The following is a 12,560-nucleotide window of genomic DNA, read 5'->3' as shown; positions in this document are numbered from 1 at the left end:
GGATGTTCCACGCAAGGAGGACACCATGAGTGACGAGCAGCAGCTACTTCCCATCCCGAGCAAAGACGTTCGGCAGTGGGCGATGTTTTGTCACCTGTCCGCCTTGCTGGGGATCTGGATTCCATTCGGCACGTTGATCGGCCCGCTGATTCTCTGGCAGATGAAGCGCGAGATGGACCCGTTTGTCGATGCCCAGGGCAAGGAGGCGCTGAATTTTCAGATCACCGTCGCCATTGCCTCCGCCATCTGCTTCTTGCTGATGTTGGTGATCATCGGGTTCTTCCTGTTTGGTCTGGTGGCGATTGGCGCGTTGGTGCTGACGATCATAGGTGGCGTGAAAGCCAATGAAGGGGTGCCGTATCGGTATCCGTTCACCTGGCGGTTGATCAAGTAGCCACGACGCAGATATCTATGTGGGAGCGGGCTTGCTCGCGAAAGCGGTGGGTCAGTCAACTTCAATGTTGAATGTTAAGCCGCCTTCGCGAGCAAGCCCGCTCCCACAGTAGAAAATCAGCGCGCACAAAAAAGCCGACAGCGATGTCGGCTTTTTTGTGTCTGCGAAAAAACGCTTAGATGGTCAGCGTCCAGTCGTAGTCCACGATCAGCGGTGCGTGTTGCGAGAACCGTGGCTGGCGTGGCAGGCGTGCGCTGCGAACAAAGCGGCGCAGGCCAGGGGTCAGCAACTGATAGTCGAAACGCCAACCGAGGTTGAGCATTTCCGCCTGTTCGTTGTCCGGCCACCAGCTGTACTGGTCGCCTTCACGACTGACTTCACGCAGGGCATCGACGTAACCCATGTTGCCCACAATCTCGTCCATCCAGGCACGTTCAGGTGCCAGGAAGCCCGGGGATTGCTGGCTGTCGCGCCAGTTCTTGATATCCAGCTTCTGTTGCGCCACGTACAGCGAGCCACAATAAATGTACTCGCGACGTTTGCGTCGCTGTTTATCCAGATAACGGGCGAAATCGTCCATTAGCTTGAACTTCTGGTTCAAGTCTTCATCGCCGTTCTGCCCCGAAGGGAGCAGCAAGGTCGCGATGCTGACCTTGTCGAAATCGGCTTGCAGGTAGCGCCCGTAGCGGTCGGCTGTCTCGAAGCCGAGACCGCTGATGACTGCCTTCGGTTGCAGCCGCGAATACAAAGCCACGCCACCTTGGGCGGGAACTTCGGCTTCGCAGGCATAAAGGAAGTAGCCATCCAGTTGGAAGGCTGGATCGTCCAGTTCAAAGGCGGAGGCGCGGGTGTCCTGCAGGCAGATGACGTCGGCATTCTGTGCTTGCAGCCAACTGAGCAAACCTCGCTCCACTGCAGCCTGAATACCATTGACGTTCACACTGATGATCCGCATAAATGGCCCCAAAAATCGCGTGCGTGTATGATACACGGCGTCAACCTAATTAGCTAAATCCGTGGTATTTGGGGTTTTTTTCATGCAAGCGTATCAGCGCGATTTCATTCGTTTTGCCATCGATCGCGGCGTTTTGCGCTTCGGCGAGTTCACCCTGAAGTCCGGGCGCACCAGTCCTTACTTCTTCAATGCCGGGCTGTTCAACTCGGGTTCGGCCCTTGCGCAGCTGGGGCGTTTCTACGCGGCAGCCATTGTCGAGAGCGGTATTTCGTTCGACGTACTGTTTGGCCCTGCGTACAAAGGCATCCCGTTAGCGGCGACCACTGCAGTGGCCCTGGCCGAACACCACGACCGTGATTTGCCATGGTGCTTCAACCGCAAGGAAGCCAAGGCCCACGGCGAAGGCGGTAGTCTCGTTGGCGCGCCGTTGACCGGCGAAGTGCTGATCATCGACGACGTGATCACCGCCGGCACCGCCATCCGTGAAGTGATGCAGATCATCGCTTCCCAGGACGGCGCCAAGGCCAAGGGCGTGCTGATTGCCCTGAACCGTCAAGAGCGTGGCAACGGCGAGTTGTCGGCGATCCAGGAAGTGGAGCGTGATTTCGGCATTCCGGTGATCAGCATCGTTTCGCTGAATCAGGTGCTGGAATTCCTGGCGGATGATCCGCAGCTCAAGCAACATTTGCCAGCCGTTGAGGCCTATAGGGCTCAGTTCGGCGTCTAAAGAAAAGGCCCTGTGAGAACAGGGCCTTTTTTTATCGGACAAAACGGCTGTGCTTATCTGCTTGGGTATGGATCTTTCACCGCGTCGCCCTGACCGGTCAGAACCTTCCAGCCATTACGCGTGTGCGTCGATTTCTGGTGCTGAGGGCACGGCGGAATCGAGGTTTTGGCCTGATTCGAATACCGATGTCCGCAGTCCACACATTCAAAGGTGCCTGCTGCAACATCACTGCCGTAAGGAACGTAATCTTTTTGCATGGGGAGTTCTCCTGTGGATTCACGGAAGATCCTATGCGGATTGATGCTGGCAGGATGTCGGACGTTTCGCTGATTCAGGTCGGACGTTTCCCGCGCGCATAAAAAAGATCGCAGTCTTCGTCAGTTCCTACAGAATTTTCGTACATTCGTAGGTGCCGGCGAAGGCTGCGATCTATTGCCGTTCTTGAATCAGGGACGCTTGCGATTGCTGATCAAAGTGCCCACACCGGTATCGGTGAAGATCTCCAGCAGAATTGCATTCGGCACCCGGCCATCAATGATCAACGAGCTGCCGACGCCGCCCTGAACCGCTTCCAGTGCGCACCGGATCTTCGGCAGCATGCCACCGTAGATGGTGCCATCGGCGATCAGATCGTCGACTTGCTGGGTGGTCAGGCCGGTCAGGACCGTGCCCGACTTGTCCATCAGGCCGGCGATGTTGGTCAGCAACATCAGCTTTTCAGCTTTCAGCGCTTCGGCGACTTTACCGGCCACCAGGTCGGCGTTGATGTTGTACGACTCGCCGTTGGCACCGACACCAATTGGCGCGATCACAGGGATGAAGTCGCCTTTGACCAGCAGGTTCAGCAGGTCAGTGTTGATCCCGACCACTTCGCCCACCTGGCCGATGTCGATGATTTCCGGTTGGGTCATCTCTGGCGTCTGGCGTGTCACGGTGAGCTTTTTCGCACGGATCAGCTCGGCATCTTTACCGGTCAGGCCGATGGCGCTGCCGCCATGACGGTTGATCAGATTGACGATGTCCTTGTTGACCTGGCCACCGAGGACCATTTCCACCACGTCCATGGTCTGCGCGTCGGTCACGCGCATGCCATCGATGAAGTGGCTCTCGATCGACAGGCGCTTGAGCAGGTCGCCGATTTGCGGGCCGCCGCCGTGAACCACTACCGGGTTGATGCCGACAGCTTTCATCAGCACGATGTCGCGGGCGAAGCCGGTTTTCAGCTCCTCGCTTTCCATCGCGTTGCCGCCGTATTTGATCACCAGCGTCTTGCCGACATAGCGGCGAATGTAAGGCAACGCTTCGGACAGGACCTTGGCGGTGTTGGCGGCGGCTTCGCGTTCGAGGGTCATTCAGGGCTCCGGCACTTCGATAAAAGGCGCTTCAATAAATCAAAACGGTAGTTGGAGATCAGGTGCAACACGCTTCAACTGGACTTTGAAAACGTCCTTGATGCGCTGCAATTCCGCCTCGTCATCGGCCTCGAAACGCAGCACCAGCACCGGTGTGGTGTTGGACGCGCGCACCAGGCCCCAGCCTTTGGCGTAGTCGACTCGCACGCCGTCGATGGTGGTCAGGTCGGCGCCTTCGCCCCACTTCGCGTCGTGCAATGCATCAATGATGCTGAATTTGCTCTCTTCGGTCACATGGATATTGATTTCCGGCGTAGAAATATCGTTCGGGAAGGTCGCAAACAGCTCTTCCGCGGTGGATTTTTCCTTGCTGAGGATCTCCAGCAGACGCGCGGCGCTGTAAATGCCGTCGTCAAAACCGAACCAGCGCTCCTTGAAGAAGATGTGCCCGCTCATTTCGCCGGCCAACAGGGCGCCGGTTTGTTTCATTTTCTTTTTGATCAACGAGTGACCGGTCTTCCACATTAGCGGACGACCGCCGTATTCCTTGATCAGCGGTGTCAGGCGGCGTGTGCATTTGACGTCGAAGATGATCTCCGCGTCCGCGTTGCGCGCCAGTACGTCACGGGCGAACAGCATCAGCAGGCGGTCCGGGTAGACGATGCTGCCGGTGTTGGTCACTACGCCGACACGGTCGCCGTCGCCGTCGAAGGCCAGGCCGATGTCGGCGTTGGTTTCCTTGACCTTGGCGATCAGGTCGACGAGGTTTTCAGGCTTGCCCGGATCCGGGTGGTGGTTCGGGAAGTTGCCGTCGACCTCGCAAAACAGCGGGATGACTTCGCAGTTCAACGCTTCGATCAGTTGCGGAGCGATCACGCCGGCCGCGCCGTTGCCACAGTCGACCACGACTTTGAGACGACGAGCCAGTTTGATGTCCTGGACGATTTCGGTGTTGTAGCGATCGAGGATCTCGACCTGGGTGATGCTGCCCTTGCCGCTGCTCAGGTTGTTGGTCTTGAGGCGGTCGTGCAGGGCCTGGATCTGTTCGTTGGCCAGGGTGTCGCCGGCGATCACGATCTTGAAGCCGTTGTAGTTCGACGGGTTGTGGCTGCCGGTCAGCATCACGCCGGATTTGCCGGCCAGGACGTTGGCGGCGTAGTACAGGGCCGGGGTTGGCACCAGGCCGACGTCGCTGACGTGGCAGCCGCTTTCGGCCAGGCCTTTGATCAATTGTTCAACGAGTTCCGGGCCGGAAAGACGGCCGTCGCGGCCAACGGAAACGTTCGGTTCGTCCTGGGCCAGGCTCTGGGCACCGATGGCGCGACCGAGCCAATAAGCGGTTTCAGCGTTCAAGAATTCCGGGACGGTGCCGCGAATGTCGTAGGCGCGGAAAATGCTGTCGGGGAACTTGGGTGCGACTTGGGCTGGGGTGCTCATTACTGGAAATGCTCCATCTCGAAGGTGGCTGGACCTGTCTGCGAAGAACTCGTCAGCAGGCGCAAACTGAAGGGTATGACGGCGTTTTCCACTGAGAGTTCGTGGTGTGTAAAGGCCATGCCACCTGCGTTTGCGGGGTAATGACCGGTCAATGCCTTGATTTTGGGGGCAAACCTTCCAGATGAACGTTGTGCGAATTGTGGCGAGGAGGCTTGCTTGCGCTTGGGTGCGCGGCACTCACAAAATCTTGGGGCCACTTCGCAGCCCAGCGGGAGCCAGCTCCCTCGCCACAGGGTTCTTTATCGGATCAATGGCTGCCGGAATGCCCGAAACCACCGGCGCCGCGTTCGGTTTCAACGAACTCTTCGACCATCTCGAAGTGCGCTTGAACCACTGGTACCAGCACCAGTTGAGCCAGACGCTCACCGACCACCATGTTGAAATCCGTCTGGCCGCGGTTCCAGCACGAAACCATCAGCGGACCCTGGTAATCCGAGTCGATCAAACCGACGAGATTGCCCAGCACGATGCCGTGCTTATGGCCCAGACCGGAGCGCGGCAGGATCAGCGCGGCCAGGCCCGGATCGCCAATGTAGACGGACAGACCGGTTGGGATCAGCACGGTTTCACCCGGTTTGATCACAATGTCTTTTTCCAGCATGGCGCGCAGGTCGAGGCCGGCGGAGCCTGGCGTGGCGTACTGCGGCAGCGGGAATTCGGTACCGATGCGGGGGTCGAGGATCTTGGCTTGCAAAGCGTGCATGTAAATTAAACCTGGTTCAGACGTTCGGCGATAAAAGTGATCAGCTGGCGAGCAATCTTGCTCTTGCTGGTCTGGGCGAAAAGTGTGGCGTGAAGCTCACGGTCGATCACGCTGCAGGCGTTTTCCTCGCTGTTGAAGCCAATACTCGGGTTGGCGACGTCGTTGGCGACGATCAGATCGAGGTTTTTGTCTTTCAACTTGCGGGCAGCGTAGTCGAGCAGGTGTTCGGTTTCGGCAGCGAAACCGACACTGAACGGACGGTCAGGGCGTGTGGCGATGGTGGCCAGGATGTCCGGGTTACGCACCATCTGTAGCAACAAGCCGTCGCCGTTCGTAGGGTCTTTCTTTAGTTTCTGTGGGGCGACGACTTCCGGACGGTAATCCGCGACCGCTGCCGAGGCGATAAACAGGTCGCAAGGGATTGCGGCTTCGCAGGCGGCGAGCATGTCGCGGGCGCTGACCACGTCGATGCGAGTGACGCGATCCGGGGTCGGCAGGTGCACAGGGCCGGTGATCAACGTGACGCGAGCACCGGCTTCCACGGCGGCTTCGGCCAGGGCAAAGCCCATTTTGCCGGAGCTGTGGTTGGTGATGTAACGCACCGGGTCGATGTTTTCCTGGGTCGGGCCAGCGGTGATCAGCACGTGTTTGCCGGTCAATGCCTGACGTTTGAAGCAGTCCGCCGCGCACTGGGCGAGCTCGACGGCTTCGAGCATACGGCCCAGGCCGACGTCACCGCAGGCCTGGCTGCCGGAGGCCGGGCCAAAGGCTTTGATGTCGCGGCTTTCGAGGATTTGCAGGTTGGCCTGCGTCGCCGGGTCGCGCCACATGGCCTGGTTCATCGCCGGGGCAACGGCGACCACAGCGTCGGTGGCCAGCACCAGCGTGGTCAGCAGGTCGTCGGCAATGCCTTGGGCCAGACGAGCGATCAGGTCCGCCGTAGCGGGGGCGATCAGCACCATGTCGGCCCACTTGGCCAGCTCGATATGGCCCATGGCAGCTTCAGCCGCCGGGTCCAGCAAGTCGAGACGAACCGGGTGGCCGGACAAGGCTTGCATGGTCAACGGGGTGATGAACTCGCTGCCGCCACGGGTCATGACCACGCGCACTTCGGCACCCTGGTCGATCAGGCGGCGAACCAGGTCGGCGCTCTTATAGGCAGCAATACCGCCGCCGACGCCCAGAACGATGCGTTTCCGATACAGCCGCTGCATAGGTCTGCCTTTCATTTCGTTGATGACTGCGTGGCGATACCCCCTCCCCAGGGATGAAATCGCCCGCAAAAAAGATGGGCTACGATATCACAGCGACCGCTATGGAACAGCGGCGCCCATATTCCAGGGAGGTGCTATGAGTATTCGTGATTGGCCGGCGGCCGAGCGGCCGCGGGAGAGGTTGCTTGAGTTGGGCTCGGGAAGCCTTTCGGACGCCGAGCTGCTGGCGATTTTTTTACGAACCGGCGTATCGGGTAAAAGCGCGGTAGATCTGGCGCGACACCTGTTGAATCAGTTTGGCAGTCTGCGCGCACTGCTCGAGGCCGATCAGGAAGCATTCAGCAGGCAATTGGGGCTCGGGCCCGCGAAATTTGCGCAGTTGCAAGCGGCACAGGAGATGGGCCGGCGGCATTTGGCTGAGCGTGCGCGCCAGAAGTCGGCGCTGGAAAATCCACAGGCCGTTCGGGATTACCTGAAATCAATGTTGCGCCACGAACCCCACGAGGTGTTCGGCTGTCTTTTTCTCGACTCCAGGCATCAAGTACTGACCTTTGAAGTGCTGTTTCGCGGCTCCATCGACAGCACCAGTGTCTATCCGAGGCAAGTGGTCAAGCGCGCACTGGCCCACAACGCCGCAGCGTTGATCCTCTGCCACAACCATCCGTCGGGGAATACCAATCCCAGTCAAGCCGACCGAACGCTGACCAAGCGCCTGCAAGAGGCGTTGGATCTGATCGATGTGCGAGTGCTTGACCATTTCATCATCGGGGATGGCGATCCGCTGTCGATGGCTGAGTACGGGTGGATGTAGCGGGGCGAACACAAATCCCCTGTGGGAGCGGGCTTGCTCGCGAAGAGGGAGTGTCAGTCACCATCATTGCTGCCTGATACACCGTCTTCGCGAGCAAACCCGCTCCCACAGGGTTTTGTGGTGTGGCTGTTATTTGAGATTGACCTTGGAGTAGTCCTGGCGACCAAACGGGCTGACTGAGTAACCCTCAACGACTTTACGCGTCAGCGCGAAGGCAGTTGGGTGAGCCAGCGGCAGCCACAACGCTTGCTGCTGAATCTGCGCCTGGGCCTGTTCATAGAGCTTGGTACGCACACCTTGCTCGCCAGTGGTCTTGCCGGCGCTGATCAGCTTGTCCAGCTCCTGGTTGCAGTAACGGGCGAAGTTGGTGCCGGACTTGACCGCGGCGCAGGAAAACTGCGGCGTGAGGAAGTTGTCCGGGTCACCGTTGTCGCCGGCCCAGCCCATGAACAGCAAATCGTGCTCACCGGCCTTGGCGCGGCGAATCAGTTCGCCCCATTCAATCACCCGAATCTCGGCCTGAATGCCGATTTCCGCGAGGTCCGATTGCAGCATTTGCGCGCTGAGGCTCGGGTTCGGGTTGAGCAGGCTACCGGAAGGTCGGGTCCAGATGGTGGTCTGGAAGCCGTCCTTGAGTCCGGCCTTGGCCATCAATGCCTTGGCCTTCTCGACGTCATGCGGATAACCCGGCAAGCCTTTGGCGTAGCTCCAGGTGTTGGGCGGGTACGGGCCGTTGGCGGCCTCGGCGGTGTCTTCGAACACGGCTTTGACGTAGTTGGCTTTGTCGAACGCGAGGTTGATGGCCTGGCGCACTTCAGGTTTGTCCAGCGGTGGATGCTGGCTGTTGATGCCGACGAACGCGGTCATGAAGGCGTCAGTCTTTTCGACTTTCAGGGTCGGTTCTTTCAGCGCGGCCTGTACGTCCAGTGGTTTTGGCGACAGGGCGATCTGGCACTCGTTGCGACGCAATTTCTGCAATCGCACGTTGGCATCCGGCGTGATGGCGAAAATCAGCGGGTCAACCGATGGTTTGCCACGGAAGTAGTCCGGGTTGGCCTTGTAGCGAATCGACGCGTCTTTCTGGAAGCGGGTGAACACGAAAGGGCCGCTGCCGATTGGTTGACTGTTGAGCTTCTCGGGCGTGCCGGCCTTCAGCAGTTTGTCGGCGTATTCGGCGGAATAGATCGAGGCGAAGCCCATGCTCAGGGTCGCGAGGAAGGTCGAGTCCGGGTGATCGAGGGTAAAGCGCACGGTCAGCGGGTCCAGTGCGTCGATTTTCTTGATCAGCGCCGGCAACTGCATCGACTGGGCGTGCGGGAAACCGCTCTGGGCGACTTTGTGCCACGGGTTCGCCGGGTCGAGCATACGGTCGAAGCTGAACTTCACATCTTCGGCGGTCAGCTCGCGGGTCGGGCTGAAGTACTCGGTGCGGTGGAATTTCACCTGTGGGTGAAGCTTGAACACATACGTCAGGCCGTCGGGCGTCACTTCCCAGCTGTCCGCGAGGCTGGCGACCACTTTGCCGCTGGCGGTGTCAAAGTCCACCAGGCGATTCATCAGCACGTCGGCCGAGGCGTTGGTGGTGGTCAGCGAGTTGTATTGCACCACGTCGAACCCTTCCGGGCTGGCCTCGGTGCAGACGCTCAGGGCGGCGGCATGGGCCAGCGGGCTCAGCAGGAGCGGGGCGAGCAACAGCGGTAGGGCAGCGAGGCGCATGGTCGGATTCCTTTACAGATCGAAGGCCCATCTGCAAGTGCAGTCTGGAAAAGGCTTACCCTAGTGGGCTCTTTTGCAAATGACTATCCCCTTTTTCATTTTAAGGGGACTATGTGCGCTTGTTTTCGGTGATGCGGGCCGAGGAAAACCCGGAATCGGTCGATTGGCCGATTCTCTGCGACGAGCGGTCTTAATCGACGACAGCCTTTATCCAAGGCGCCCGGCGCCGGAAAAATGGGGAATTTATCAAGTCCGCGCACACGGAATGTTGTTGCTCTTCAGTCTTTCTGGTATAAAGCAGCGCTCTTTTCTAGGGGCCCGGTTCCTTCACTGTAGGTGTAGCCGGTAAGACCTCTAAAGAAACGCGGCGCCTGGCGCCAAATGACTGAGAGATTAAGCGGCCAACCCATGCCGGGTTGGGCATGTGGTTTTAGAGGGCTGAGGCATGTCGAGAGTATGTCAAGTTACCGGTAAGGGTCCGGTGACTGGGAATAACATTTCCCACGCAAACAACAAAACCCGTCGTCGTTTCCTGCCGAACCTGCAGCATCACCGCTTCTGGGTTGAAGAAGAGAAACGTTTCGTGCGTCTGCGCGTATCTGCCAAAGGCATGCGTATCATCGACAAGCGTGGCATCACTGTCGTGCTGGCCGAAATCCGCAAAGCCGGCAAGATCTAAGGGAGCTAATCATGCGTGAATTGATTCGTTTGATTTCGAGCGCCGGTACTGGTCACTTCTACACTACCGACAAGAACAAGCGTACTACTCCGGACAAAATCGAGATCAAGAAATTTGATCCGGTTGTTCGCAAGCACGTGATCTACAAAGAAGGCAAAATCAAGTAATTGATTTTTCCTCCTTACGAAAAAGGCCCGTATCGCGAGATACGGGCCTTTTTTGTTGCCTGCGGGTTATGTGTTGCCTGTTAGTGCCCTTCGCGGGCAAGCCTCGCTCCTACAGAACAGACGCCATTCACCGTAGGAGCGAGGCTTGCCCGCGAAGAGGCCGGCCCGGCTAACACAAATCCTCAAGCCTTCTGTTCAAACGCCACATAGATCTTGCGGCACGTTTCCAGCACCTCCCAAGTGCCGCGGAAACCCGCCGGGATCACGAAGCGATCGCCCGCGCGCAGGGTCTTGCCGTTGCCTTCGTTGTCGCGCAGCACGGAAACGCCCTGAATGATTTCGCAGTACTCATGCTCGGTGAAGTTCACATGCCACTGGCCAACAGCACCTTCCCACACGCCTGCATTCAACTGGCCGCAAGGGCTGTTGTAGTGGTTGTAGACCACTTGCTCGGGATCGCCCTTCAGGATTTTTGCCTGGTCCGGCTTATAGCGCTCGGGCTCGGTAGTGGCGAGGCTGAAGTCGACGACATCCTGGATATTCATTGTTGTAAGTCCCCGTGATTGCGGCGCGATGGCTGGAAAGACCCAAAGTCTATGTTTATTAAAATGAACATCGCAAGGCCGTTTGCCGGCCTTATGTCAAATATATTGAAACTACACCGGCCGCTGGTTTAGGGTGGCGGTTGCCTTGGGCCGAAAAATCAGGCTGGCTGGGCAGAATTCCTGACAGCGCCCGCGAAGACCGCAGGGCGCTCGTATTCACCAAGAGGAGGACACTCGAATGACCACCCTGACTCGTGCCGATTGGGAGCAACGGGCTCTCGATCTGAAGATCGAAGGCCGCGCCTACATCAATGGCGAGTACACCGATGCCGTCTCCGCCGAGACCTTCGAGTGCATCAGCCCGGTCGATGGCCGTCTGCTGGGCAAGATCGCCAGCTGTGACGCCGCTGACGCCCAACGCGCTGTTGAAAACGCCCGCGCCACGTTCAATTCCGGTGTCTGGTCGCGCCTGGCGCCGACCAAACGCAAAGCCACCATGATCCGTTTCGCCGGCCTGCTCAAGCAGCACGCCGAAGAGCTGGCCCTGCTTGAAACCCTGGACATGGGCAAGCCGATCAGCGATTCCCTGTACATCGACGTTCCCGGCGCGGCGCAAGCCCTGAGCTGGAGCGGTGAAGCCATCGACAAGATCTACGACGAAGTCGCGGCCACCCCGCACGATCAGCTGGGTCTGGTGACCCGCGAGCCGGTTGGCGTCGTCGGCGCCATCGTGCCGTGGAACTTCCCGTTGATGATGGCCTGCTGGAAACTCGGCCCGGCGCTGTCCACCGGTAACTCGGTGATTCTCAAACCGTCCGAAAAATCCCCGCTGACCGCCATCCGCATCGCTGCGCTGGCCGTTGAAGCCGGCATCCCGAAAGGTGTGCTGAACGTGCTGCCAGGTTACGGCCACACTGTCGGCAAGGCCCTGGCCCTGCACAACGACGTGGACACCCTGGTGTTCACCGGTTCGACCAAGATCGCCAAGCAATTGCTGATCTACTCGGGCGAATCGAACATGAAGCGCGTCTGGCTTGAAGCCGGCGGCAAGAGCCCGAACATCGTGTTCGCCGATGCCCCGGACCTGCAAGCCGCAGCCGAAGCGGCGGCCGGTGCCATCGCCTTCAACCAGGGCGAAGTCTGCACCGCCGGTTCGCGTCTGCTGGTCGAGCGTTCGATCAAGGACACCTTCCTGCCGCTGGTGATCGAAGCGTTGAAAACCTGGAAGCCGGGCAACCCGCTGGACCCGGCGACCAACGTCGGCGCGCTGGTGGATACCCAGCAGATGAACACCGTGCTGTCCTACATCGAATCCGGCCATAGCGATGGCGCCAAACTGGTGGCTGGCGGCAAGCGTACGCTGCAGGAATCCGGTGGCACCTACGTTGAGCCAACGATTTTCGACGGCGTGACCAACGCGATGAAAATCGCTCAGGAAGAGATCTTTGGCCCAGTGCTGTCGGTCATCACTTTCGACACCGCCGAAGAGGCCGTTGCGATTGCCAACGACACGCCGTACGGCCTGGCCGCAGCGGTGTGGACCAAGGACATCTCCAAGGCTCACCTGACTGCCAAGGCGCTGCGTGCCGGTAGCGTTTGGGTCAATCAATACGATGGCGGCGACATGACCGCACCGTTCGGTGGCTTCAAGCAGTCCGGCAACGGTCGCGACAAGTCGCTGCATGCGTTCGACAAGTACACCGAGCTGAAGGCGACCTGGATCAAGTTGTAAGTCAGTGAAGGAGCCCGGCAATCAACCGGGCTCCTGAGCGACGCAGATCCCCTGTGGGAGCGGGCTTG

At 59.1% G+C, this 12,560-nt stretch carries 13 protein-coding genes and 1 pseudogene; 6 read left to right on the top strand and 8 right to left on the bottom strand.

What is annotated here, in order from left to right; translation table 11 throughout:
• Nucleotides 1-25 precede the first annotated feature (25 nt).
• Nucleotides 26-394 (top strand): DUF4870 domain-containing protein, encoded by a 369-nt coding sequence (locus tag ACA060_RS28450; RefSeq protein ID WP_109626731.1) that lies wholly within the window; start codon nucleotides 26-28, stop codon nucleotides 392-394.
• 175 nt (nucleotides 395-569) lie between these two features.
• Here the strand turns inward: ACA060_RS28450 and crc are convergent, their stop codons facing one another.
• A complete protein-coding gene (gene crc, locus ACA060_RS28445) occupies nucleotides 570-1,349 on the bottom strand; it encodes a catabolite repression control protein Crc (RefSeq protein WP_007934608.1) in 780 nt (259 codons plus the stop codon).
• Between the two features lie 82 nt (nucleotides 1,350-1,431).
• On the opposite strand from crc, the gene pyrE reads away from it, so the two are divergent.
• Nucleotides 1,432-2,076: an orotate phosphoribosyltransferase gene (gene pyrE / locus ACA060_RS28440; protein WP_497314505.1), complete on the top strand. Its 645-nt coding sequence runs from the start codon at nucleotides 1,432-1,434 to the stop codon at nucleotides 2,074-2,076.
• Between the two features lie 53 nt (nucleotides 2,077-2,129).
• On the opposite strand, the gene ACA060_RS28435 is transcribed toward pyrE, so the two are convergent.
• The 5 genes and pseudogenes from ACA060_RS28435 to coaBC form a co-directional block, all read right to left on the bottom strand.
• Entirely contained in the window at nucleotides 2,130-2,333 is a 204-nt protein-coding gene (locus tag ACA060_RS28435; RefSeq protein ID WP_497314503.1) for a hypothetical protein, read from the bottom strand.
• A gap of 189 nt (nucleotides 2,334-2,522) precedes the next feature.
• Nucleotides 2,523-3,428, bottom strand: a complete 906-nt coding sequence (gene argB / locus ACA060_RS28430; RefSeq protein ID WP_109626724.1) for an acetylglutamate kinase — start codon at nucleotides 3,426-3,428, stop codon at nucleotides 2,523-2,525.
• Nucleotides 3,429-3,467: 39 nt separating this feature from the next.
• Nucleotides 3,468-4,871, bottom strand: a pseudogene (locus ACA060_RS28425) (phosphomannomutase/phosphoglucomutase); the annotation flags it as partial.
• Nucleotides 4,872-5,172: 301 nt separating this feature from the next.
• Nucleotides 5,173-5,628 carry a dUTP diphosphatase gene (dut, locus tag ACA060_RS28420; RefSeq protein WP_109626720.1) on the bottom strand — a complete coding sequence of 152 codons (456 nt, stop codon included), beginning with the start codon at nucleotides 5,626-5,628 and terminating at the stop codon, nucleotides 5,173-5,175.
• A gap of 5 nt (nucleotides 5,629-5,633) precedes the next feature.
• Nucleotides 5,634-6,842, bottom strand: a complete 1,209-nt coding sequence (coaBC, locus tag ACA060_RS28415; protein ID WP_497318371.1) for a bifunctional phosphopantothenoylcysteine decarboxylase/phosphopantothenate--cysteine ligase CoaBC — start codon at nucleotides 6,840-6,842, stop codon at nucleotides 5,634-5,636.
• Between the two features lie 136 nt (nucleotides 6,843-6,978).
• Here coaBC and radC point away from each other — a divergent pair, with 136 nt between their 5' ends.
• Nucleotides 6,979-7,653: a RadC family protein gene (gene radC, locus ACA060_RS28410; protein ID WP_497314500.1), complete on the top strand. Its 675-nt coding sequence runs from the start codon at nucleotides 6,979-6,981 to the stop codon at nucleotides 7,651-7,653.
• Between the two features lie 129 nt (nucleotides 7,654-7,782).
• Here radC and ACA060_RS28405 read toward each other — a convergent pair whose 3' ends face one another.
• Complete coding sequence (locus ACA060_RS28405; RefSeq protein ID WP_497314499.1) at nucleotides 7,783-9,369, bottom strand: ABC transporter substrate-binding protein; 1,587 nt, start codon at nucleotides 9,367-9,369, stop codon at nucleotides 7,783-7,785.
• 445 nt (nucleotides 9,370-9,814) lie between these two features.
• Here ACA060_RS28405 and rpmB point away from each other — a divergent pair, with 445 nt between their 5' ends.
• Together rpmB and rpmG are read left to right on the top strand one after the other, a co-directional pair.
• Nucleotides 9,815-10,048: a 50S ribosomal protein L28 gene (rpmB, locus tag ACA060_RS28400; protein ID WP_007894701.1), complete on the top strand. Its 234-nt coding sequence runs from the start codon at nucleotides 9,815-9,817 to the stop codon at nucleotides 10,046-10,048.
• An 11-nt stretch (nucleotides 10,049-10,059) separates the two neighbouring features.
• Complete coding sequence (gene rpmG, locus ACA060_RS28395) at nucleotides 10,060-10,215, top strand: 50S ribosomal protein L33 (protein WP_007894709.1); 156 nt, start codon at nucleotides 10,060-10,062, stop codon at nucleotides 10,213-10,215.
• Nucleotides 10,216-10,397: 182 nt separating this feature from the next.
• Here the strand turns inward: rpmG and ACA060_RS28390 are convergent, their stop codons facing one another.
• Entirely contained in the window at nucleotides 10,398-10,760 is a 363-nt protein-coding gene (locus ACA060_RS28390; protein WP_109626712.1) for a cupin domain-containing protein, read from the bottom strand.
• A 238-nt stretch (nucleotides 10,761-10,998) separates the two neighbouring features.
• Here ACA060_RS28390 and ACA060_RS28385 point away from each other — a divergent pair, with 238 nt between their 5' ends.
• Nucleotides 10,999-12,492: an aldehyde dehydrogenase gene (locus tag ACA060_RS28385; RefSeq protein ID WP_497314497.1), complete on the top strand. Its 1,494-nt coding sequence runs from the start codon at nucleotides 10,999-11,001 to the stop codon at nucleotides 12,490-12,492.
• Nucleotides 12,493-12,560: the final 68 nt, after the last annotated feature.

It is taken from the genome of Pseudomonas sp. LBUM1671 (assembly GCF_059695685.1).
Note: the sequence above shows the minus strand (reverse complement) of the source record. Positions and strands in the feature narration are given on the sequence as shown.